This window comes from Novipirellula rosea (assembly GCF_039541335.1).
Classification (GTDB): Bacteria; Planctomycetota; Planctomycetia; order Pirellulales; family Pirellulaceae; genus Novipirellula; species Novipirellula rosea.
The window spans coordinates 207,844-232,129 of the sequence record NZ_BAABGA010000005.1 but is presented as its reverse complement, the minus strand read 5'-3'; the positions used below and the strand labels follow the sequence as shown (position 1 = coordinate 232,129).

The window sequence follows — 24,286 nt, the reverse complement described above, 5'->3', positions numbered from 1 at the left end:
CGAGCGTGTCCAAAAATGTCTACATTCGAGTCGATACGAACGTGCAGCAATAGGAAAACTTCAGATGAGTCAAAATATTCGATGCGTGCTTGCCAGTCTGTTTGTGGTGGCAATCACGTCGGTTGTGGCGGTCGGTCAAGAATCGCCTTCCTACAATGCCCAGCTAGATGGCTATCGATATCCGTTCCCGGTTGAGACGTTTGAGTTCAGCTCGCAACGACAAACACTGCAGATGGCTTATATGCACTTGAAGGGATCTGAGGAGATGCCGACGGTCGTCTTGCTGCATGGCAAGAATTTTTCGGGAGCGTATTGGGAACAGACAGCAAAGCTACTGCAATCGAGAGGCTACTCGGTCCTGATTCCCGATCAAATCGGATTTGGCAAGTCCTCTAAACCTGGCTACTACCAATTTGGTTTCCCTCAACTTGCACACAACACACGGCAGTTGATCGAGAAGCTTGGGATCGAAAAACCGATCATTGTCGGGCACTCGATGGGCGGTATGTTGGCAACGCGGTACACACTGATGTATCAGAACGATGTCGAGCGTTTGATCCTGGTGAACCCGATTGGTTTGGAAGACTATTTAAAATTTGTGCAGTACAAAGACGTTCAATTTTTCTACCAGAACGAAGTCAAGAAGACGCCCGCGGACATCAAAGCGTACCAACTAAAGAACTACTACGACGGCAAATGGGACCCCGCGTACGATGAATGGTTGAAGATTCACGTCGGCTGGATCAACGGCCCGGATTGGCAGCGAGTGGCTTGGAACAACGCGATGACCTACGACATGATTTTCTCGCAGCCGGTTTGCAATGAATGGGATGACATCACAGTTCCCACACGGTTGATCATTGGAACTCGCGATCGAACCGGGCCAGGCCGTGGCTGGAAGAGGCCGGGCGTCGAGCGGGAATTGGGCCAGTATCAAAACCTCGGTAAGCAGACCGCGGCGGAGATTGCGAATTGTCAGCTGTATGAACTGGAGGGGCTCGGTCACATGCCTCAAATCGAAGCGTTTGACCGCTTCCGCCTCGAGTTCGAGAAAGCGTTGCAGCAGTGATCCAGCTGTCGGTCCAGTAATGGCGGATCAAAGAACCGCAATGGGGGCAAGCGACATCGCCGTGCAGCACGCAGTGCACGCAACGTCCGTTTTACTCGAATGACCACAACTCGGTTGGAGATGGACAGGGACGCCACGTTATCTCCCGTTCGTTCCGGCCCCCGCCACAGCACTTCACCAGTGGAAATCGTTTAAGGACATGGCATCTTGTTCCGCCTCTATCCGACCGAGGTGTTCGCTTCTCAGCCAGCAACGTTCTATGTCCCCATGCTTATGCTTGCCATCGCTGCATCAATCCATTCATGGTTCCGCCACGATCATCAATCGCCGGCTAACCGGCGGGCAGGAACATGAGATGGGCAGGAACATATGAAGAAGGCTGGGCCGAGGTGCGGTATCCCATCTTTCTGCCCCTTACATTTTCCTGCCCAATCCAGCGACCAATGTTGCCAGCGGTGTTGCGACGCCGCTACTCCGTAGACTCATGGTACCGCCACGATCATCAAACGCCGGCTAACCGGCGGGCAGGAACATGAGATGGGCAGGAACATATGAAGAAGACTGGGCCGAGGTGCGGTATTCCATCTTTCTGCCTCTTACATTTTCCTGCCCAATCCAGTGACCAACACTGTCCTCGGTGACACAACGCCGCTGCTCCATCGACTCGCCAATCCGAGACGTCTACTCAGGCCAGCACCGCCGGTAGGCAAAAAGATGGATGGCAAAAACATTAATAAACCGGAAACACTCCGCGGTGTCCGATCTTTTTGCCCTTTATGTTTTTGCCAAGATCAGCGACCAACGTTGCCCGCAGTGATACAACGACGCTGCTCAATCGACTCATGGTTCCGCCACGATCATCAATCGCCGGGTAACCGGCGGGCAGGAAGATGGGATGGGCAGGAACATATGAAGAAGGCTGGGCCGAGGTGCGGTATCCCATCTTTCTGCCCTTACATTTTCCTGCCCACTCACGGACCAATGTTGCCCTCGGTAACATTGCGCCGCTGCTCCATCGACTCGTCTATCCGACATCTCGAGTCGGCCCCGCTTCGCGAATTGGCAAAAAGATGGATGGCAAAAACATTTAGAAAACGGAAACACTCCGCGGTGTCCGATCATTTTGCCATTTATGTTTTTGCCGAGATCAGCGACCAACGTTGGCCGCAGTGATACAACGACGCTGCATCAATCGATTCATGGTTCCGTCACGATCACCAAACGCCGGCTAACCGGCGGGCAGGAACATGGGATGGGCAGGAAAATATAAAAAAAGCTGGGCCACTCTGCGGAATTTCATCTTTCTGCCCAATTCATTTTCCTGCCCAATCCAGTGACCAACACTGTCCTCGGTGACACAACGCCGCTGCTCCATCGACTCGACCATCCGAGACATCTACTCAGCGCAGCACCGCCGGTAGGCAAAAAGATGGATGCAAAAACATTAAGAAACCGGAAACACTCTGCAGTGTCCGATCTTTTTGTCATTTATGTTTTTGCCAAGATCAGTGACCAACGTTGGCCGCAGTGATACAACGACGCTGCATCAATCGACTCATGGTTCCGCCACGTCCACGAAGCGCCGGCTAACCGGCGGGCAGGAACATGGGATGGGCTGGAACATATGAAGAAGGCTGGGCCGAGGTGCGGTATCCCATCTTTCTGCCCCTTACATTTTCCTGCCCAATCCAGTGACCAACACTGTCGTCGGTGACACAACGCCGCTGCTCCATCGACTCGCCAATCCGAGACATCTACTCAGCGCAGCACCGCTGGTAGGCAAAAAGATGGATGGCAAAAACATTAGTAAACCGGAAACACTCTGCAGTGTCCGATCTTTTTGCCCTTTATGTTTTTGCCAAGGTCAGCGACCAACGTTGGCCGCAGTGATACAACGACGCTGCATCAATCGATTCATGGTTCCGTCACGATCACCAAACGTCGGCTAACCGGCTGGCAGGAACATGGGATGGGCAGGAACATATGAAGAAGGCTGGGCCACTCTGCAGTGTCCCATTTTTCTGCCAGAAGCTTGGTCCTTGTGTGGGGCTGTGTGGTGGTGAGATGATTTCGGTCGGGCGTGATGTTTGAGCGTATACGCCAACTCCGTCCAAACCGGGGCTTCATCTTGATCGGTTCTTTGAGAAGATTGAAGCCGAATCGGACTGCTGATGATTCACGTTCGAACAACGACGTCGATGTCGTCGCGTGATCGTGTTTCACCCCATCGGCAGCAAAAGCCGTTGGGCCGACGACACCAATCGATTCCGCATTGATGTACCCGTGATCCAATATCCTGCCTTTACGCCTTAGAACGCAAATTGACGCCGACGATCACTCCACCAGCAGACGGGGCTTGATTAGCGTTAATGAGTGAAAATTAGGGTTCCGCCGATTCTCTCGGAACTGACTTGTCGCCTTGTTGCGGCGGAATCATCCAGCACGATTCGTGCTTCTCCATGCCGATATGCGGGTAGTAGCTCGCTGCTGCAGGAGCCGCCAGCAGAATCAATCGCGTTTCGAGTCCTGCGTTTTCATGGGTCACGCGAATTAACTCGCGACCAATTCCGTGCCGCTGCAGAGCAACATCAACCGCCAAGTCCGCCAGGTACGTGCAGTAAGCGAAGTCCGTAATCGACCGCGCCACGCCGACAAGCACGCCGTCCTCCGTGCGTGCCGTAACGACCAAGTCGCAGTTGATCAGCATCTTGGCAATCCTTGCGGTGTCCCCGACCGGGCGTCGCTCGGCTAGTGTGGAACGGCGGAGTATATCAATAAACTCCACAGGCGTTAGATTGGGTTCGATCGCGTACTGCATTTGTTTACTCACGTATCATCTTTTAAAAACTCAACCAAGCGTGTTGCAGCTACCTACCGACCACTTGCTCTGTGTGCAACGGACGTCCCATGGCAACCGCCTCGCAAACACTGACGACCGCTAGGTTTACCCCGCCGACTAATTCACGACCGCACGATGGTGGGGGCACCGTTTCTCATGCGATTGGCAATTACCAAGCTTGAGACCGGATTGTTGTTAAAGCGAGAGATGCGATGATGCTCACTCACTCGAACTCGGAGTCGGCGAAATCAAGATCGCGCAACCGCTTCCGGAACTCATCTTAGCTGTCAGCGAAATACTCGAAGTAACCTGACGTGATTCGATCGTGACGAGCTTTTTGTCCTCGGGATGCTCGGCATAGATTGTCGCCGTGAACGCTCCTGGGCCGAGGAAATTCAGCGGAATGTCGAGGCTACGAGCTTCATTGACAATCGTTCCCACAAACCAGCGGTCGCCTTTTCGCCGAGCCACGATCATGTAGCTTCCGACCGATCCGTTGACCACATTTGAATCATCCCAAGTCGTCGGCATCTCCTTCCAAAACTCAAGCTCAGGATAAGATTTCCCGGCATACCGATCCGCCTGGTCGTACCAATGCAGATACTGCAGCGGGCTGTAGAACACGACTCCCAACGCCAGCTGAAACGAGCGGCTGACCACCCGTCCATTCAGGTAGCAGGGAGTGAAATCGCCGGCTCCCGCGATCATCCGGGCAAAGGAAGTGGTCAGAACATTCTTCGGAGGGTTCCCTCGATCGGCTTGTTCTTCGTTGCCCAGGATGCCTTCGACGGTTAACACATGAGGGTAGGTTCGTTCGATCCCGGTCAGCCGAAAATTGTCGTGGATGTCAACGACCAATTTGTATTTCGCCGCCGTCTTGATCGCAGCGAACAAGAACTCCATGTCGGATTGGCTCCTCCAGTCGACGAAACCAAACTTCACTCCACGAATGCCCCATTGATGGTACGTGCGAAACGTCTTGTCCAGATCGTATCGCGACATCGCAATCTTGTTGATGTAGCAGATCAAACCGATTCCATGTTCGTCCGCATAGCGAATCGTTTCCTTCATGTCGATCGAGTCGATGACGGTCAACGGTTTCGAATCGGCAGCCCGCTCCGGTCCATACCAGCCAGCGTCATAATGCACATATTGGTAGTTGTTGGCCGCGGCGTAGTCGATGATTGCCTTTGCGGCGTGTGTCGATAGATTGCTTCGCCAGACCTTGCCGGGCTTGATCCAAGAGGTGTCGTCGAGCACGCAGGGTGGCGAAAGATTTTGCAGCAGGTAGTGGTGTTCGACGAGTGTACCAGGATGTTCGGCAACCATAATCACTCGCCATGGAGTCGTGAGAGAATCAGTGGCCGTCACAGTGCCGCTGCGGAACCGCGTTACTAACTGCAGATCGCCGGATCGATTCAGCATCATCGGCGCGTAGTGTTCAAGATCCCCTGCTTCAGCGATCGCCACGAAATGTGATCCGGTTTCCAGCAGTAGCGGCCGAATCGCCTGGTCCGGCATCTCCGACAGCCGCACCTTGGAATACTCTGCTTGCGGATAGTCGTCCCAGTAGACGAAGTGATCGCCGGTGAAATGGAATTGACTGTCTTCCGAAAGGAGTTTGATGTTCGCAACACCCTGCTGCTGTGGAATCGCGTAGCGAAAGGCAACTCCTTCGTCGTACGCCCGAAACGTGAGGTCGAGCCGTCGCTTCGCTTCCGATGTATCCCGAAGCTGAACGACGCATTCATTGTAGGCATCCGGGTACGAACTCTTCGATCCGATCACGGGAACCCAGCTTCCCATCTGTGACCGAGTCCGCGTACTGTCGACCACGAAGCGGTCACTCAATCCGTCACCCTCGAGGTTCAACGAGAGTGCAGAATCGGAAAGGATCGTGGTTCCTTGGTAGGAGACTCGGTAGTGTGGCACTCCATTCTGCAATGAAAACTGAATCTCATGGTTTCCCGACGGCGAAGCGACCGTCACTTCCGCAGCCGACAAACCGCGATCAGGCAACACGAACATCAACAAGCTAACAGTCAAGAAGGAGGGAAGCTTTCGTATCAATGTCACTGTTAGTAATTCCAGTCGTTCGGGGGCGGTTCTCGAAATCGGATCTGACGATTCATTCGGTGCATCAATTATGCACCAAAACCCGAGCCCTTGTAGAACGCTTCCCCAATTGGTCACAGAACTCGTCGAGAGCCGTAGCGGAACTCGTCGAGAGTTTCGAGCCGATCCCATCATCCGATCCAGTCCACGAAAGCCGTTGACGACTTCTGCTACGACGAAGCCTACGATACGCAGCGTTCATTACGTTTTGCGCCAATCTACGTCTGTCCCCGCCAACTGCCCCGTCTGTGGAAATTCGTCGTTAAAAACCAGCAAACTGATTGCTAAACAAGCATTTCTGCGGTCATTCATCGTTTTCGCATTCCGAAGATGCAGAATTTTTTTTCACGTTTCCATTGACCGAACGGCCATTACCTGTAGCATACAGGCATGCGAATTTGGATTGAAGAAGCTGGATCTCATGCCGCTAGCGAATTTGACCATGCTCGTACACTGAGACCTTGGACAACCGGTTTACATAACGTCCTGCGAAAAATGCAGAACAACTTCACGAACGACTTCGCAAAGGATCACACACGATGAACAAGAAGGCCTTTCCACAACTACTTTCGCAACTCACGGCGAGCACGACAAAGTTTGGTCTTTTGATCCTCTTGGGGCTGACCGCCGCACCCGCTCGCGGTCAAACGCAAGTCCAACCCGAAACCGCTCTGCGAATGCTGAATTCACAGCAGCACCAATTCGAGAAGGGAGTGGTCCAAGTCGCCGACAACGTTTTCACCGCGGTGGGTTTCCATGGAGCCAACACTTCGATGATCGTCGGCACCGACGGTGTCATCATCATCGATACGCTTTTTGGGCCTAAGAGTGCCACGGAAGCAGCGGAGGCATTCCGACAATACAGCGACAAACCGGTTAAGGCGATCATCTATACTCACAGCCACGGTGATCACATCGGCGGTGCCAGTGCCTTTATCCGCGACGAGCAGCCCGACATCTACGCAACGGAACGCTTCGGATCTGCCGAAGGCGTCAACAAGGCGGTTGACCCGGTCAAGGCCAAGCGGAACGTGCGTCAGTTCGGACGGAAACTGTCGGCGGCCGAAAGTACGAATCGAGGTGTCGCACCGGCAGGGACCGAAGACGGCGATCGCGGCAAAGGATTCCTGCCACCGACCGTCACCGTCCCCAACAGCGGACTGAAAACATCGATTGCGGGTGTCGAAATTGAACTCCACTTTGCACCAGGGGAAACGGATGATGCTCTGTTTATCTGGCTGCCCAAAGAGAAGGTCTTATTCGCGGGCGATAATTTTTACAGCTCCTTTCCTAATCTGTATGCGATTCGGGGTACCGCCTATCGCGACGTACTGAATTGGTCCCAAAGCGTTGGGAAGATGGCCGAGTTCGATCCGCATGCGGTGGTTCCTGGCCATACAATGCCAATCCAAGGACAGGAAGCAGCTACCACGGCACTGAAGGATTACAGCGAAGCGATTCGCAGCGTGTACGACCAAACGGTGCGAGGCATCAACGCGGGCAAGGGGCCCGACCAACTTGCTCACGAAGTTGAACTGCCTGAGCATCTCAAGGACAAACCGTATCTGATCCAGTTCTATGGTTCGGTGCCTCATGCGGTCCGCGCCATCTATTCAGGGCTATTGGGCTGGTACGACGGCAATCCAACAACACTGAATCCGCTTGAGCCTAAGCTCAAAGCGAAGAAGATGGCCGAGTTGGCTGGGGGCACGCAAAAGCTGACCGAACAGATGCAATCCGCCTTGGCCGATCACGACTATCAATGGGCGTTGGAACTGGCCGATCACGTCAAATGGTTGGACGATGCCGACCGAGAACTAGCACGCAAAGTGAAAATCGCGTCGCTACGAGGCTTGGCAGCACGAGAATACAACGCCCCCAACCGCAACTATTACCTTAGCTACGCGAACGAACTCGAATCAGGTCAACTCAGCGAGATCTGGTTCTAGTCACAGTTCCTGGCAACCTGTACCACGAAATCGAGGAAACGATGTCCAGAGGCAACACCATCGCAGTCGCGGCAGCCAGCGGTCAGCTTGGCGCAGCTATTGTCCAAGCCACCGTCGACATCGTCGGCGCCGAGAGCGTTGTGGGTCTGGCGCGAACTCCGGCCAAAGCCGCGTCGCTTGGCGTGGAAGTTCGGCCTGGGGACTACACGAAGCGTGATCTATTGACAAAGTCGCTTCAGGGCGTCGACACGCTGCTGCTGGTCTCCGGCATGGACACGCCGGACAAACGGATCGACCAGCATCGCAATGTCATCGAAGCCGCCAAGGCCGCTGGCGTCAGCAAGATTGTCTACACCAGTATCCAAGGGGCGGAAGAGGGCACGGCATTCTCACCGATCGTGCAAAGCAATCGGCAAACCGAACAGGACATCCGCAACAGCGGTTTGCAATGGGCGATCGGACGCAACGGCATCTACATCGAACCAGATGTCGAATACATCGAAACTTACAAACAACGTGGTGAGATTGCCAATTGTGCGGGCGACGCCAAGTGCGGGTACACAACCCGAGCCGAGTTGGCCCATGCGTACGCGCGGATGTTGACCGAGTCCAAGCACAACGGCCAGACTTACAACCTGCACGGCACGTCGATCACGCAGCAGCAACTAGCCGACTATCTGAATCTCGCATTCGGCACGCAGTTGACCTACCGATCGAAGTCCGTCGCCGAGTATCGCGAGGAACGCATCGCCGAGTTGGGCGAGTTCATGGGGACGATCATCGCTGGCATCTACGAAGGCATCCGCGGTGGTGCCGCGGACAACGAAAGCCACTTCGCCCAAGCCGCCGGTCGCCCCCATCAGAGTTGGGAAGCGTACTTCAGCGAACTGGCGCGAAAGAACCATTGATCGAGGATCACGCTGAACAATTTCACGGCATCCAGTAGCAACGCTCGCCAGAGCGTGGATTGGGTAAGCAAACGGTCGGAAATAAGTCCATCATTTCAAAATGTTTCCCGAATGACACGAAACCCTCCGGTGGCGTTTAGGGCCGTTCCGCTAGAGCTGTACTGGAATCGGCGTAGCTCGACCGCCAGCAGTTGAGGTAGTGGACGAGGCTACGAGTCCCAGCTTCGGGGGTAGTGGACGAGGCAACGAGTCCCAGCGACTGAGTGGCACGACGGGACTCGTCGTCTCGTCCACTACCGAGAGAACCCTTCACTCGCGTGATTTGCCGATCAACCACTAGGCCAACAAAAATCGCGACATCCCATGACGCCCCGTTAAAAACAAGAAAATGATTGACAGAAAGGTGAAGGCAGAACAAGAAGGTGTTCGCTTCTGCTTCCTGCCAATCTTTCTGTCGCATCCATCTTTCGGTCGACTATCCGCTATTTGCTGAGGCGTGCGAACAGGCAGCGGAGGCTAACACTTTTTTTATCCACCACTTGATCTAGTCGTTGGCGGCGCGGGTTCCCAATGCGTCCCAGGTTCCGAAGCGGCTGGGACTGCCCGGGGCGAGGTCACCTTCCATTCCCAGTCGAATCGTCCCGCCCCAGAGGTCTCCGCAATCGATCGCGTCGGAAATGAAATTGCCGACTGCCGTTAGCGATTTAAATACTGATCCAAGAACAATTGCTGCGAATCGTCGCTGCCGATCACGATCATTTCCCCGTCCGCGGGCAGCGGCGTGTTGGGGTCGGGGTTGGCTTGGACTCCAGCGTCGGTGCGAATGGCGATGACACTGCAGCCGGTCTTTTGGCGGATCGCAGCTTCGGTCAGTGTCTTGCCAGCAAGCGACAGCGGGATCTTTACTTTAAACACGTCCAGCCCCTCAGCGAGCAGCAACACGTCGCTGCGACGAAGTAGATTAAAGATCGCGTTCGCTCCCATCGATGCCTCGGAGATCACGAAATCGGCGCCTGCGCGGTGTAGGGTGTGAACGTTACGTTCGAGCGTCGCTCGGCTGATGATCTGGATGTCTGCGCGGAGTCGCCGGCAATAGAGCGTCAAGTAAACGTTTAGCGCGTCGTCATGCGTGGTAATCACGACGGCAGACGACTCCATGATTCCGGCTTGCTTGATGATTTCCAAGTCGGCGGCGTCGCCGACGATCAGTTTGCCGTCCTCTGTCTTTTGTTTGGCATTTTTTTCGACGATTCGATAGTCGATCGACTGCCGAGCAAGTTCACGCGCGGTCGCCGATCCGACTCGGCCAAAACCGAGAATCACGATCGGCACCTCGCTGGTGCGATAGATACAGAACAGGGCGTCATATTCATCGAGTTGCTCGCGTGATCCCGCCAGCACCAAAACGGTGTTATCGGTAATCAGTGTCTCGGGACCCGCGTTCTGATACCGGCCGCGTTCCCAAACGCCCGAAACGGTAAGGCTGACGTGATCCCGCAATCGAATTTCTCGGAGGGTTCTGCCGACCAGCGGCGTGCCTGCGGCGCTCGCTTCGGCGATTAACAATTCATCAAATTGCCCGATGACATGCGTCTTGGCATCGCGACCGATCACACGCCGGGCCAACGTTCGCCCCATCATCTCGGCCAACTCCAGGACTCGGGTGCAGCCCGCTAGTTCCAGGACGTCGACCGACGCGACATCGGCTGCGGTGGCAACAATCGGCACCTTTTCGGCGACTTCACGCGCAGTGAAGGCGACGTTGGTGTTGATGACATCGGTGCCCACCGTCGCGACCAACGCCGCCTTGTCGGTACGCAACCGCCGATAGGTCTCGGGATCGTCTAATTCGCCCACCACGACTTGGATGTCCAGATCATGAAGCCGCAGCGCTTCATCGACTTCCGGGACCAACACGACGTAGGGGTATTGGTACTGTGTCAATTGTTTAATCAAAGCAGCGTCGACGGGGCCGTAGTGAGTCAAGATCACGTGCCCTTCGGTGTTTGCCGGTAACTCGCGAGGAGCACGCGCGGCCTCCTGGGCTTGGATCCATGGTGCATAGAAGAATTGGATGAAGGTAAAGGGCAGCAGGATCAGCATGAACATCGTTCCGCTCATCAAAACCAGCATCGAAAACAGCCGGCCAAGGTCGGTGTGAAACGTGATGTCGCCGAACCCCAACGTCGACATCACCGTGAGCGTCCAATAGATGCCAGTAATCCACGTGTAGTGATGGCCCTCCCACTGCATCAGGTAATGAAAGATGACACTGTAGACGAGTACCATCGCGACCAGAAAAAAGATGAATTGAGCGAGCACCCGCAAGTTGCGGCGGCTGGCGCGGTCCCGCATAAAATGCAGGTACAGCGTTGTAAAGGACTTCATTGCGTCTCCTCGGGGCGTGTTCCGCATTCTAGCCGCGAATCCGACCGCTGTGGCGAAACTTCATTGGGTAGGGCCCGTTCCCTGCGGCCGATTCGATGCGAACGCAACGCCGGTCGTCCCCCAAAAATCCTATTCGTGCTCGGAATCTATCCTCGTCCGATCAAGGTCGTGGGCGGTGCCGCCCGAGGGAGATAGGGAATAAGAACCTTTCCCCAAAACATTGGCCGCGGTTCGATTCGCATCAACCGGGGCTAATGCCCAGGCCGCTGATTGGTGACCCCCGTTTTGGGATAGGTTTCAAGTAGCGATCACGATCAAGATGCAACGCAGATCACCCGTGCGACACTCCATCCGCAGTCGTTGTGTATAGGCTTCCAGCAACGATAACCAGCGAGTAGCATCCGGGGATGAAAGAAAATCATTGGCGTACATACAAGACGATCTCGCTAGCGGTACTGGCCTTTGCTGCGGTGTTACCTGTTTGTGGCGTTTCGTTTGCAACGGAATCGAGGCCCCAGGACATACAATACATTGTTCTGGAGGGTGGTGGGCCTGACCAGGGGCCTGGTCGAGATGTCACCGCCAATTTTCGCTCGGTCGCTCGTCGATTCGGCGCCATGCCCGCCTCCTCGAGTCGGATGGTGGCCTATGGCGTGCAACAACTTCGGATTCTGTCGCGTTCCCCTGAGGTCGTCCGGCGCGATGTCGAGCAGGCACTGGATCTCGCCGAACGCGCCGGCATCCCCGTGTTTCTGCATGTCGATTCCTGTTACGGATGGGGCGCCGAAGACACGGCCAATCCAGAGGACGCTCCGCCAACGCGTTTTTGGCAGCACCCCGAGATGCGAGAGTGGGATCGTTTTCCCGTTGCGGAAAAGTTGCCCGAACGTATTCCGCGGCCCTGGTTCAACTGGGGGCCATGGTGTTCGCCCGCCCCGGCGGTCCCTGCCTTTGGATCACCAGCGCTGACCACCTTCGCCTCGTCGCAGCTTGACGCGGGAGTGCTAACGCCCTTGGTCGCTCGGCTTCAGCAGTGGCGGAATCGTGATCTCGAACATCTGTTTGCCGGAATCAATATCGGCTGGGAAGTCCACGTGCCCGACTTTGGCGATCCGTCCTTACTTCGTTTGATCGATCGCGAAAACGGCGTCGTGCGAGCGGAGGCTCCGCGATCAGCTCGAGGCATCGAAATGGACCGCTCGTTCATTGGCAAGCAGCTGGGTTACGCCTCTTTGCACTGGCGTGGATGGAACGAAGCACGCTTGCTGCAGGCCGCTAAGCAGGAAGGAATTTCGCGTGAAGCGAAGTTTCGCCAGTTGTGTTATGAGTCGATGCACGATTACATGGAAACACTGGCCAAAACATGTCACGACCGCGGCATCGCATCGGATCGAGTCTACACGCACATTGTTGCACTGGCGACTGTTAAACCCTCCAGCACAACGCGTCCGCCGATTTGGACTGCGGTGAATCGCTACTCGACCGCTGGGTTCACGATGGACAATCGCGGCGGAGCTCGTTTTAACCTGCACGAGCTTGTCAAACAAATCCGCGAGGCCAGTGGGGATCAAGACGTCCGCTTTGGAATGGTCGAATCTTACTTTCGTCTCGGCGATCAGATCTATGTTAACGATCCCGAACAGTGCCGCCAGGAATTGGAGGCGATGTTCGCGGCGGGCGCAAGCATCCAGGCTTTCTATGGTGGCTTTCCACTGGCCAACCGAACGCCCGAAGCCGCACTTTCTGCGATTCAAGCGTGGCTTGATGCGGAGTAAATTCTGGTTGATCTGACTTTTTGAAGCTACGTTTTTAGATGTTCCCCGGGCCATCGGCCCTACAATTCATTGGTTTTCTTGTCCCCAGCCCGTTGGGCTGGGCTAGGTAAACTTCCGGGGCTTTGCCCCAAAATACAAAAAACGCAACTTCAAAAATCTGACTCGAGGGCATTCTCAACTTCAGCCAAACGATGAATACGCAAATGCTGCCGGAGCTCTTTCCTCGGCATCCACAACCCGTGGCCGATAACAGGAAGGTGTTGAAGTCGGATATTGCGAGTGATTCAGTTCGACGCTGTCACCTCTGCATCGATGAAGAAGACTGCTGATTGAGTGGCATTAATTACAGGCCGGAGGCCGATACACCCTCTGCCGGTGGCGTGAGCCACCGGCTAGGGGAGTTGGTAAAACATAGCCCGGCGGGCGACACACTCTGCCGTCAGTGTGTCGGCCTCCGGCCTACTCGCTTGCTACTAAATCAGCAGTCTTCGAAGTTGGTGGAGAAGTCCTGAAAAATTGCGCCACCAAACATCATACCCCCCAGCGTTTTAGTAGTTCAGACTAGCCCTAGATGCAACCCATTGCACTCCACGCGGTGGCTCGTGGATGAATCAGAACAAGAGTCGGCGTCCCGTCGTCGCAAATGCAATAGAGTGATGCGTTCAGGGGGGAGGCGTGTCATGCTCATAGACGGGTGAGTATTCGCCGGTCGCCCACCGGAAACGCTGGGGTTGCCGGCTTGATGCGGAGGTTGGCAAAAAAACGAAAGGCCGCTTTTCGCTCCGCAGGACAAGGTTGCGAAGAACTGTCCCCCTTAGCCGCGGTGAGGCCGACATTAACGAACCACGTCACTTAATCAACTTGTTGATTTCTTGTATCAATTTAAACTGAGTGAACAAACCGGTGCCCGGTCGCTACGGGCCATTTTGCAAGTAAGGCGGCAAATCAAGAGGTTGTTTTTCCATGCGGTCGCCCTGTTGCACCCCAAAATTGACCATCGTTCTGTGGATCTTGGCCTTTATCACATGGGGGCTGTTTCACGTTGTCACGATCGAGGGTGGCCTGGAGGTTGCGGCCGCTGCCGAATCGAAAACAACCGAATTAAAAACAACCGCTGGCGACCCAGAAAGCGACGGTGATCGCGTCTCCCAGACAACGCTGCCGCACGCTGCGTCGCTAAGCGAACTAAAAACGTTGGGGGCTGAGAAATCCGCCTACCTCGAACCGTCGCACATCACGGTGGATCAGCCACGGCAACGAGATGCCGCCATCTTTGATCAAAAGATCAAACCGATTCTGAATCAGGCCTGCACCGATTGTCATGGTCCCTACGGCGCCGAAGCGAACTTTGACATCACCGCGATCGATCCCGATATGGTCAACGGTGGCGATGCCGAGTGGTGGGAAGAGGTGTTGGCGGCGCTGAACAACGGCGAGATGCCGCCACCTGATGAGTTGGAGATGGAGGATCAGGATCGGGCAACGGTCGTCGAGTGGCTAAGCAACGAGATTCACTTCGCGTCCATCGCACGTCGAGCACGCGAATCCAACACGTCGTTCCGTCGATTGACGAAGTACGAATACAACTACGCGCTACAAGATTTGCTTGGCCAACCGTGGGACTTCGCCAAAGACCTTCCGCCAGAGTCGGTATCCGAGGACGGTTTTCAAAACAGTTCCGACTCACTGCATCTTTCGGTATCGCAGTTCGAAACGTATCGGCAACTTGCACGACGTGCGCTGGATCGCGTGACCGTACGAGGCCCGCGTCCTGACCTCGTTCGCTGGGATCACCGTATGTCGGATGCGGCCGCGATCGAGGAACGAATGTATCAAGCGAAGATCAAGCGGCTTGAAAAACGTTTCGCTGACGACGCCGAAAAACGCGAAAAGCAAATCAGCACGTCAACTCGGCTGTATCGGAACCCAGGCGACAGGCCTTACTATCTGAACGTTGCGACCGGAGAAAAGGCCCGCGCGAAATGGGAATATAACGGAGCTCAGTATGCGATTGAGCCTGTCAGTCCCACCGAAACGGCTTCCCAAGAAGCGGCCGACGTCGAGCCAACTTATGTCGCAGTGCTCCCGGCGGGTAAGAATTCGAATATGACAATCGAACTTGGCAATCAGATTCCCGATGAAGGTTTGCTGCGGGTACGTGTCCGCGCCTCACGTGGCCCCGACCAAGAACGAATCCCGAGTATGCAGTTGGTGTTCGGTTGGCGAGCGACCAACGAGGGCCGCGCCGACGTGCGAGTCAGCCAACAAGATACAGAGGTAACGGCCGTAGCAGGATCGACCGAAACGTACGAGTGGTTGATTCCGCTTGGCGAGATCGATCCGCGAAACGCCGAACGCAAGACATCGACGATGGGGCAATATCCCAGCCCATCGGAATACATTCGGCTGGTCAATAGTTCGGTTCCCAAAGATCGTGACCAGCCGGCCGATATCGTGATCGAGTCGGTCGAGGTCGTCGCACCGATTTTCCACGAGTGGCCGCCAAAATCGCATCAGCAAATCTTTGTTGGCAACCAAGACAACGAGAATCTGTCACGTGAGCAAGAAGTTGCTTATGCACGCGAGATCCTGACGAGCTTCATGCCCCGTGCATGGCGATCGCCGGTCGATTCCGCTGCAGTCGAAAAGAAAGTCGCTCTGTTCGAAGCGGTGCGTGATGGCTGTGACGATTTTCAGGATGCGATGCTCGAAGTGCTAGCCACCGTACTGACTTCTCCAAAATTCCTGTACGTTGCTCCCAAGCCAATCACGTCGGCGGAAGATTTCATCGATGGCGAACCGGTGACGAAAGCATCATCACCGAATCGGCGACTGGCCGACGGGGACCTCGCCACGCGGCTGTCGCTGTTCCTGTGGTGCAGTGTGCCGGACAAGCGATTGGTGGAATTGGCCGCCTCGGGGACTCTGCATCAGCCAGAGGTGCTGCATGCGGAGGTCGATCGAATGCTTGCCGATCCTCGTCATGAACGTTTTGTCCAGCATTTTGTAGGGCAGTGGCTCGGTATGCGAGCGTTATCGTACTTGGCGGTCGACAAAAGCTTCACCACATTCGATCCGTCTTTGAAAGAAGCGATGCAGCAAGAGCCTAGTGCGTTTTTCGCGGAGTTGCTGCGGACCGACGCCAGCGTGCTGGATATCATCCATGCCGACTACGCCACCGTGAACGAGCGATTGGCGGTCCACTACGGAATCGCGGGTGTCGAGGGCAACCAGTTCCAACGCGTCTCGCTAAACGACGAAGCGTCGCGGGGCGGAGTCTTGACCCAAGCGGGCTTGTTGGCAATGAACTCCGACGGAGAGCACTCGCATCCGCTCAAGCGAGGCGTCTGGATACTGAATTGTTTGCTGAACGATCCGCCGCCACCGCCACCGGCAGCGGTTCCGGAGATCGATTTGGCGGACCCCGAGATTGCGAAGCTGACCTTGAAACAACGCATCGAAGACCATCGTAATCAGGCCGCCTGTATGTCTTGCCATAAGAAGATCGACCCGTGGGGGATCGCCTTCGAAAACTACGACGCCATTGGGCAATGGAGAGAAGAGATCAACGGAACGCCGGTTGATGCCAGTTCCGCGTTGTACAACGATCAAGTCCTGGACGGGATTGATGGGCTGAAACGCTATCTGCTGACCAGTCGCCAGGATCAATTCGTTCGCGCGATGGTCGAGAAGCTCGCCATCTTTGCCTTGGGCCGACCGTTGGCCTTTAGCGACAACGCGGCGGTTGACGAGGTGACACGTGCCGTGCGGCAAAAGGGCGATGGACTGAAAACCCTGCTGCACTGTCTTGTCACTAGCGAACTGTTTTTGGCGCCATGATGCTTGCCGCGTGACACTTGCCCCCGTACGCAAGTCTTCGTCACGGACGACTGACTCGTTTCCGCCGATACACACTCCACCACCACTCGATTGACAAACGCATTCCGCAGATTGCCCTGTCCCCGCAGTAGGAACGACACTATGAAATTGAATCTGGATTCATTGGACCGCCGACGTTTTCTGCGTGGAGCCGGGGTCGCGCTCGCCTTGCCCGTGTTCGGCTCTGCCGTGAATCTGAGTGCCGGCACATCGTCCGAGGCCTTGGCAGCCACTGGGCAATCGGGGGCGGATGGAGATTCGCCGCGGGACGTGAAGCGTTTAGGCTGTTTCTACTTTCCCGATGGTGTCCCGATGCCATTGGCCGAGGATCCTGCCTATCAAGATTGGTCATGGTTCCCTCATGGTAATGGCACCGATTTCACCTACACCAAGTGCATGGAGGTGTTTCAGCCGCTGAGAGATCATGTCACGGTGTTGTCGGGGTTTTCCCATCCCGCGGTGCGTCAAGTTCACGGTCACTCTAACGCGGACCAATTTTTGACGGCGGCTGCCACTGGATCGGATGGCCCCTATAAAAATTCGATCTCGCTTGACCAAGTTTACGCAAACCACATTGGTGATCAGACGCGGTTCTCGTCTTTGGTGTTGTCCACTGACGGAGGCACCGGAACACCGCGTGGCACGCATACGATTTCGTTCAACCGCACCGGGCGAGCGATTCCAGCGGAGCACCGGCCTAAGCGTGTCTTTGACATGCTGTTTGTCAAACGCGATGCCGATGCCGCACGACGCTTGGCGTTAAGCAAGAGTGCTTTGGATGAATTGTTAGCCGATGCCAAAACACTGCGGCGTGACTTGGCGGGCGATGACCGCGAGCGGTTGGATGAGTATCTGGATTCGGTCCGACAAGCCGAGCAACGCGTTGAAAAAGCCAAACGCTGGGTCAACACTCCGTTACCGACCGTCGAGTCGGGCGGTCTCGATCTGGACGTGTCACCCGAGGACCCGCAACGTTACGTCCAGACGATGTTCGAGCTGGTCTACTTGGCATTCCGCACCGATTCGACGCGGGTGGCGACTTACCAGATCGGTCGTGAAAATGCGTTTGGAATCAGCGACCGCTTAGCTCGCGCCGTCGGTTTCAATTTGGCGCACGCGTTGTCGCACGAAACCAAGCAGCCTGGTGGGTGGGAAAGATTCTCGACCTATTGCGGATTCCTCAACCGCGAATTCTATCGATTCGCGTCTCGGCTTCACGAAACCCCCGAACCGGCTGGCGAGGGGACGATGCTCGACAACACCCTGTTGCTGTTCGGATCCGCGTCCAGTGCATTCCACCTATCACAAAACTATCCAATCATTCTGGCCGGTGGAAAGGCGATGGGGTTCAAGCACGGGCAATTCCTGAATCACGCCGGATCGGGTGCGGTCGGTGGATTATTCGACGGGGTTGCCGAGCCGTGGATGCGAGAACCGGCCAAGGACGATCAGCCTCTGACAAAGGTGTTTGTCACGATGTTACAGCAGTTGGGCCTCGAAACCGAAAGCTTTGCCGGACAGACCGGTGGACTGTCTGAATTGGTCTGACAAGCGGCTGATTTCATGTGAATCGGCGACGATGCGGTGATGGGGTCTATCGATTTCAGCGAATGCCAAAGAAGGTGGCGGACATTTGTTTGGTTCACAGATTTGGGCAGAAATACGAAGGCGGCAAAAAGATGGGACACCGCAAATTGGTGTTTCTTTCTTAATATTTTCCTGCCCCGCCCATGTTCCTGCCCGCCGATTATCCGGCGTTTGATGGACGTGGCGGAAACACGAGTCGAGTGAGCCGCGGCGTTGTGTTACCGGGGCCCGCGTTGGCTACTGAATAGGGCTGGAGAATGTTGGGGGCAGGAAAATGGGATGCCGCATGATGGTTCTGCTTTCTGACATGTTTTTGCCCTCCATGTTTTTGCCTACCTGCGGTGTGGCGCTTCGTAGACGTCGCGGAACGACGAGTCGAGTGAGCTGCGGCATTTTATTGCCGAGGTCAACGTTGGCTGTTGAAAAAGGCAAAAACATGAGGGGCAAAAAGATCGGACACCGCAAATTGGTGCTTCATTCTTAATATTTTCCTGCCCACCCCATCTTCCTGCCCGCCGGCTATCCGGCGTCTGTTGGACGTGGCGGAAACATGATTCGACGGAGCCGCGTCGTTGTGTTGCCGATGGCAGCGTTGGTCGCTGTTTTGGGCAGGAAAATGTAGGGGGGAGGAAAATGGGATGCTGCAGGATGGTTCTGCTTTCTGACATGCTTTTGCCCTCCATGTTTTTGCCTATCTGCGGTGTGGCGCTTCGTAGACGTCGCGGAACGACGAGTCGAGTGAGCTACGGCATTTTATTGCCGAGGTCAACGTTGGCTGTTGAATAAGGCAAAAACATGAGGGGCAAAAAGATGGCACACCGCAAATTGGTGCTGCATTCTTAATATTTTCCTGCCCAATCCATCTTCCTGCCCGCCGGTTATCCGGCGCTTGATGGACGTGGCGGAAACATGATTCGACGGAGCCGCGTCGTTGTGTTGCCGATGGCAGCGTTGGTCGCTGTTTTGGGCAGGAACATGTTGGGGGGCAGGAAAATGGGATACCGCACATTGGTCCTGCATTCTTAATATTTTCCTGCCCACCCCATCTTCCTGCCCGCCGGTTATCCGGCGCTTGATGGACGTGGCGGAAACAGGAGATGAGTGAGTTGTGTCGTTGTGTTGCTGGGGGCAGCGTTGGTCGCTGTTTTGGGCAGGAACATGTAGGGGGCATGAAAATGGGATGCTGCAGGATGGTTCTGCTTTCTGACATCTTTTTGCCCTCCATGTTTTTGCCTATCTGCGGTGTGGCGCTTCGTAGACGTCGCGGAACGACGAGTCGAGTGAGCTGTGGCATTTTATTGCCGAGGTCAACGTTTGGCTGTTGAATAAGGCAAAAGCATGAAGGGCAAAAAGATGGGACACCACAAATTGGTGCTGCATTCATAATATTTTCCTGCCCAATCCATCTTCCTGCCCGCCGGTTATGCGGCGCTTGATGGACGTGGCGGAAACAGGAGATGAGTGAGTTGCGTCGTTGTGTTGCTGGGGGCAGCGTTTGTCACTGAATTGGGCAGGAAAATGTAGGGGGCAGGAAAATGGGATACCGCATGATGGTTCTGCTTTCTGACATGTTTTTGCCTATCTGCGGTGTGGCGCTTCGTAGACGTCGCGGAACGACGAGTCGAGTGAGCTACGGCATATTATTGCCGAGGTCAACGTTTGGCTGTTGAATAAGGCAAAAGCATGAAGGGCAAAAAGATGGGACACCGCAAATTGGTGCTTCATTCTTAATATTTTCCTGCCCAATCCATGTTCCTGCCCGCCGGTTATCCGGCGTTTGATGGACGTGGCGGAAACATGATTCGAGTGAGCAGCGTTGTCGTGTTGCCGGGGTCAGCGTTGGTCACTGAAAAGGGCTGGAGAATGTTGGGGGCAGGAAAATGGGATGCCGCAGGATGGTTCTGCTTTCTGACATGTTTTTGCCTATCTGCGGTGTGGCGCTTCGTAGACGTCGCGGAACGACGAGTCGAGTGAGCTACGGCATATTATTGCCGAGGTCAACGTTTGGCTGTTGAATAAGGCAAAAGCATGAAGTGCAAAAAGATCGGACACCGCAAATTGGTGCTTCATTCTTAATATTTTCCTGCCCCATGCATCTTCCTGCCCGCCGGCTATCCGGCGTCTGTTGGACGTGGCGGAAACAAGTGATAAGTGAGCCGCGTTGTCGTGTTGCCGGGGGCAGCGTTGGTTACTGAATTGGGCAGGAAAATGTAGGGGGCATGAAAATGGGATGCCGCATGATAATTCTGCTTTCTGACATGTTTTTGCCCTCCATCTTTTTGCCGGCCTGCGGTGTGGCGCTTCGTAGACGTCGCGGAACGACGAGTCGAGTGAGCTACGGCATTTTATTGCCGAGGTCAACGTTTGGCTGTTGAATAAGGCAAAAACATGAGGGGCAAAAAGATGGGACACCGCAAATTGGTTCTGCTTTCTTAATTTTTTCCTGCCCCCTGCATTTTCCTGCCCGCCGGTTATCCGGCGCTTGGTGGACGTGGCGGAAACAAGAGTCGACGGAGCCGCGTCGTTGTGTTGCCGATGGCAGCGTTGGTCGCTGTTTTGGGCAGGAACATGTAGGGGGCATGAAAATGGGATGCTGCAGAATGGTTCTGCTTTCTGACATGTTTTTGCTCTCCATGTTTTTGCCTATCTGCGGTGTGGCGCTTCGTAGACGTCGCGGAACGACGAGTCGAGTGAGCTGCGGCATTTTATTGCCGAGGTCAACGTTTGGCTGTTGAATAAGGCAAAAACATGAGGGGCAAAAAGATGGGACACCGCAAATTGGTGCTGCATTCTTAATATTTTCCTGCCCAATCCATCTTCCTGCCCGCCGGTTATCCGGCGCTTGGTGGACGTGGCGAAAACAAGAGATGAATGAGCAGCGTTGTCGTGTTGCCGGGGGCAGCGTTTGTCACTGAATTGGGCAGGAAAATGTAGGGGGCAGGAAAATGGGATGCCGCACATTGGTCCTGCTTACTTAATATTTTTGCCCTCCACCTTTTTGCCGGCCTGCGGTGTGGCGCTTAGTCAATGTCGCGGAACGTCGAGTCGAGAGATTCGCGACGGCACCTCACTGGTGTCAGCCTTGGCTACTGAATAAGACAAAACATGAAGCGGCAACAAGAAGGGGACACCGCCGAGTGGTCCTGCAATCTTGATATTTTCCTGCCCACCCCATCTTCCTGCTCGCCGGTTATCCGGCGATTGATGGACGTGGCGGAAACAGGATTCGACGGAGCCGTGGCGTCATGTCACTGATAGCAGCGCCTGCGTGATAGTGGTCGCCGCGAACGTCGTTATCATCCCCGCTACACTCATCTCGTTGCGGGGAGATCGCGAATCCATCCAACGCACACTCTCTACTTCGGCTCGCGATTTCGAACGGAGTTCGAAAAAACGAGCCGAAGTCGGGGCGACAAGATTTGAACTTGCGACCTCTGCGTCCCGAACGCAGCGCTCTACCAGGCTGAGCCACGCCCCGTTGTGAAGGATGCCCTATTTTTGTTACTTCCGCGATCCTCGTCAACGGTCTTCCCGCCTAAAGATTTGGAGTTGCCAGGGGGCGATTGTTTGGCAGGTCTCTTTGGCCGTCGATCGCTGGTTGCTCTGCCCCTGTTGCTTCGGCCCCATCGCCTTAGAATGGGGCGATGTTTGAACTTCGCTGTACCGTCCGAAATTGTCGTGAACCGCTGCAACAACGTGAAAGTGGGCTGTTTTGTGCTGCCGGTCACCATTTTGATCGAGCCAAAGAGGGTTACTGGAGTCTGTTGCAGCCGCAGGATCGACGCTCCAAAAATCCAGGCGATGCGGACGCAGCAGTGCTGGCCCGGCATCGCTGGCTTGCACGTGGCTACGCCGCGGGGTTGATCGAAACTCTACGGCCTTGGATTGCCGATTCGGCATCGGCGGATCCGTCTGCGGTGTGGCGGACGATGGATCTCGGATGCGGCGAAGGATCATTCGGTCCCGCGCTGTTTTCCGACGAAGCGGACGGATACTGCGGCGTTGATCTGTCCAAACGAGCGATCAAGTTGGCTGCACGGGGATGGCCCGCTGGAACTTGGGTGTTGGCTAACGCCGACCGGATTTTGCCAGCTGCTGACGCCAGTGTCGATCGAGTGATCTCGTTGTTCGGGCGGCGTCCCGCAGCGGAGATTCATCGTGTGCTCGCGGAGACCGGTGTCTGTATCGTCGCGGTGCCTGGCGAAGAGGATTTGATCGAACTTCGCGAACAGGTTCAGCAAGCGGGGCATCGACGGAGCCGTTGGGAAATGGTCGTCGACGAGTTGTCCTCAGCCGGTCTGGAATTTATCCAGCACAAGCATTGGCAACAGAGCGTTGACTTGGACACCGATGCGATCGCTGACGCCTTGGCGATGACTTACCGCGGCGTGCGACATTCCCAGCAGACTCGTTTGGAATCGTTAGCTGCCATGTCGGTGACATTGGCAGCGGACTTGGTACTGCTGCGACGCCGTTCATAGCACGGCCGTGGATATCGTCTCGGAGGATTGAGTGGACTTCCGTCAGCCGATGACGCTAGCCAAGCGGTTTTTATAGCGGTGCGGCGCAAGCCGCCCAGTCAAATTCCAACGTTTGATTCGCCGCAACCGGACGAGGCCCTTGCGACGTTCCGCTACCATGATCAACGGCGATTAACAATCGCCGTTGGTTCAAATACAAAACGCGATAATTTTAGCGGCGCGAGCGGCGATTTGCTTTGCCGCCGTCACGCTGTTGTCCCCGTTTGCCTTGGTGCATCCCGCGAGCACCTGAATTTGGTCTCTGAGGACCGCGGGTCATCGCGTGACGTACTTGAGGATGGCCGCCGCGACGATGGCTGACGCCACGCGCACCATGCTGTTGTCCCCGTTTGCCTTGGCGCATCCCGCGAGCACCTGGTTTCGGTCCTTGAGGACCGCGGCCCATCGCGTGACGTCCTTGGGAATGGCCGCCGCGATGATGACCGAGTTGATGCCGGCCACCACGATGGTGGCTGATATCACGGTTGCCGCGACGTTGTGTGCGTCCGTGAGCAACACGATCACGGTAGTCTTGCTTCTTATTTACGTTTCGTTGGTGTCCGCGGCTGGCAGATTGGCGTGATTTGTCCTGTCGTCCATCGGTCGTGGCGTGATCGCGGTGCTTTTTGTTGCCTTGACGGTCTTGTTTACCGACTTGCGTTTTTTCACCCTTAGCGTGCCCGTCTTTAACGTGCCCTTCTTTGGCATTATGGCGAGGCGACATGGGCATGCGGTCTTGGGGTGGCCGTTTGGCGTCGTAATCGCCGTGAGGTCTGGGGCCGAATCCGGGGGACCCAGGATGGCTAGGTCCGGCAGGGCCACGTTGTCCTTCTCCGCGACGACCACCAAAATCGTGCTCAGGCCGCTGGCGACCTTCTTGGGACTGCTCAGGTCGCGGACGCTCCGGACGCGGTTGCGAAGCATCTTTGTCGCGGCTTCTGTTGGGTTTTGGAGCTCCGTCGCGAGTGTCGGCTTCCACTTTGGCAGCCGGCCGTTTGGGATGCGGGTTTGATTTTTCTTGATGGTCGTCTTGCGCACTGACCGCTTGCCCCGTGGTCATCAGCAGTAACGCGGTGGTGGAAACTGCAAGTCTTTTCAACGAACGGATAAGCATAAATCTCATTCCTTTTCGAGTCTGATTGTTTTGGTCGTCTTCTGGCCAACAGTGCCAAACTTCGCCTGTCCATTCAACACTTGCGTCGCTGTGTTGTTTCGGAGCAATCAACATCACAAAAAGAAAAAACGACAAAAGCGTGG

At 55.4% G+C, this 24,286-nt stretch carries 12 protein-coding genes and 1 tRNA gene; 7 read left to right on the top strand and 6 right to left on the bottom strand.

Going from position 1 to position 24,286, the window contains the following annotated elements:
- The first annotated feature begins 64 nt into the window (after positions 1-64).
- The gene (locus ABD971_RS00765; RefSeq protein ID WP_345318484.1) at positions 65-1,069 is read left to right on the top strand and encodes an alpha/beta fold hydrolase; all 1,005 of its coding nucleotides are present in this window, start codon (positions 65-67) and stop codon (positions 1,067-1,069) included.
- Positions 1,070-1,799: 730 nt separating this feature from the next.
- Here the strand turns inward: ABD971_RS00765 and ABD971_RS00760 are convergent.
- The 3 genes from ABD971_RS00760 to ABD971_RS00750 form a co-directional block, all read right to left on the bottom strand.
- Positions 1,800-2,012 (bottom strand): hypothetical protein, encoded by a 213-nt coding sequence (locus ABD971_RS00760; protein WP_345318483.1) that lies wholly within the window; start codon positions 2,010-2,012, stop codon positions 1,800-1,802.
- 1,437 nt (positions 2,013-3,449) lie between these two features.
- On the bottom strand, positions 3,450-3,899 hold the full coding sequence (locus tag ABD971_RS00755) for a GNAT family N-acetyltransferase (RefSeq protein ID WP_425571223.1): 450 nt from the start codon (positions 3,897-3,899) through the stop codon (positions 3,450-3,452).
- Positions 3,900-4,127: 228 nt separating this feature from the next.
- Positions 4,128-5,936, bottom strand: coding sequence for a glycoside hydrolase family 97 protein (locus tag ABD971_RS00750; protein WP_345318494.1), 1,809 nt, complete (start codon positions 5,934-5,936; stop codon positions 4,128-4,130).
- A 764-nt stretch (positions 5,937-6,700) separates the two neighbouring features.
- Between ABD971_RS00750 and ABD971_RS00745 the strand changes: the two genes are divergently transcribed.
- The gene (locus tag ABD971_RS00745; protein WP_345318492.1) at positions 6,701-7,972 is read left to right on the top strand and encodes an alkyl sulfatase dimerization domain-containing protein; all 1,272 of its coding nucleotides are present in this window, start codon (positions 6,701-6,703) and stop codon (positions 7,970-7,972) included.
- 41 nt (positions 7,973-8,013) lie between these two features.
- Entirely contained in the window at positions 8,014-8,880 is an 867-nt protein-coding gene (locus ABD971_RS00740) for an SDR family oxidoreductase (RefSeq protein WP_345318481.1), read from the top strand.
- A gap of 696 nt (positions 8,881-9,576) precedes the next feature.
- Here ABD971_RS00740 and ABD971_RS00735 read toward each other — a convergent pair.
- Positions 9,577-11,268: a potassium channel family protein gene (locus ABD971_RS00735; protein ID WP_345318479.1), complete on the bottom strand. Its 1,692-nt coding sequence runs from the start codon at positions 11,266-11,268 to the stop codon at positions 9,577-9,579.
- A gap of 407 nt (positions 11,269-11,675) precedes the next feature.
- Between ABD971_RS00735 and ABD971_RS00730 the strand changes: the two genes are divergently transcribed.
- The 3 genes from ABD971_RS00730 to ABD971_RS00720 all read left to right on the top strand — a co-directional run bounded on the left by ABD971_RS00730 (position 11,676) and on the right by ABD971_RS00720 (position 18,470).
- On the top strand, positions 11,676-13,043 hold the full coding sequence (locus ABD971_RS00730) for a hypothetical protein (RefSeq protein ID WP_345318477.1): 1,368 nt from the start codon (positions 11,676-11,678) through the stop codon (positions 13,041-13,043).
- A 990-nt stretch (positions 13,044-14,033) separates the two neighbouring features.
- A complete protein-coding gene (locus ABD971_RS00725) occupies positions 14,034-16,883 on the top strand; it encodes a DUF1592 domain-containing protein (protein WP_345318475.1) in 2,850 nt (949 codons plus the stop codon).
- A gap of 141 nt (positions 16,884-17,024) precedes the next feature.
- Positions 17,025-18,470 carry a DUF1552 domain-containing protein gene (locus ABD971_RS00720; protein ID WP_345318473.1) on the top strand — a complete coding sequence of 482 codons (1,446 nt, stop codon included), beginning with the start codon at positions 17,025-17,027 and terminating at the stop codon, positions 18,468-18,470.
- A gap of 3,443 nt (positions 18,471-21,913) precedes the next feature.
- Here the strand turns inward: ABD971_RS00720 and ABD971_RS00715 are convergent.
- A tRNA-Pro gene (locus tag ABD971_RS00715) sits at positions 21,914-21,987 on the bottom strand.
- Positions 21,988-22,153: 166 nt separating this feature from the next.
- On the opposite strand from ABD971_RS00715, the gene ABD971_RS00710 reads away from it, so the two are divergent.
- Positions 22,154-22,990 (top strand): putative RNA methyltransferase, encoded by an 837-nt coding sequence (locus tag ABD971_RS00710; RefSeq protein ID WP_345318471.1) that lies wholly within the window; start codon positions 22,154-22,156, stop codon positions 22,988-22,990.
- 211 nt (positions 22,991-23,201) lie between these two features.
- Here ABD971_RS00710 and ABD971_RS00705 read toward each other — a convergent pair whose 3' ends face one another.
- Entirely contained in the window at positions 23,202-24,143 is a 942-nt protein-coding gene (locus ABD971_RS00705) for a hypothetical protein (RefSeq protein WP_345318469.1), read from the bottom strand.
- Positions 24,144-24,286 lie beyond the last annotated feature (143 nt).

Bases quoted from the DNA above. Each gene is read 5' to 3' on its own strand.
- ABD971_RS00760 (WP_345318483.1), bottom strand. From the start codon at position 2,012: ATGGGATACCGCACCTCGGCCCAGCCTTCTTCATATGTTCCTGCCCAT.
- ABD971_RS00735 (WP_345318479.1), bottom strand. From the start codon at position 11,268: ATGAAGTCCTTTACAACGCTGTACCTGCATTTTATGCGGGACCGCGCC.
- ABD971_RS00720 (WP_345318473.1), top strand. From the start codon at position 17,025: ATGAAATTGAATCTGGATTCATTGGACCGCCGACGTTTTCTGCGTGGA.
- ABD971_RS00750 (WP_345318494.1), bottom strand. From the start codon at position 5,936: ATGTTCGTGTTGCCTGATCGCGGTTTGTCGGCTGCGGAAGTGACGGTC.
- ABD971_RS00710 (WP_345318471.1), top strand. From the start codon at position 22,154: ATGTTTGAACTTCGCTGTACCGTCCGAAATTGTCGTGAACCGCTGCAA.
- ABD971_RS00730 (WP_345318477.1), top strand. From the start codon at position 11,676: ATGAAAGAAAATCATTGGCGTACATACAAGACGATCTCGCTAGCGGTA.
- ABD971_RS00745 (WP_345318492.1), top strand. From the start codon at position 6,701: ATGCTGAATTCACAGCAGCACCAATTCGAGAAGGGAGTGGTCCAAGTC.
- ABD971_RS00740 (WP_345318481.1), top strand. From the start codon at position 8,014: ATGTCCAGAGGCAACACCATCGCAGTCGCGGCAGCCAGCGGTCAGCTT.
- ABD971_RS00705 (WP_345318469.1), bottom strand. From the start codon at position 24,143: ATGCTTATCCGTTCGTTGAAAAGACTTGCAGTTTCCACCACCGCGTTA.
- ABD971_RS00765 (WP_345318484.1), top strand. From the start codon at position 65: ATGAGTCAAAATATTCGATGCGTGCTTGCCAGTCTGTTTGTGGTGGCA.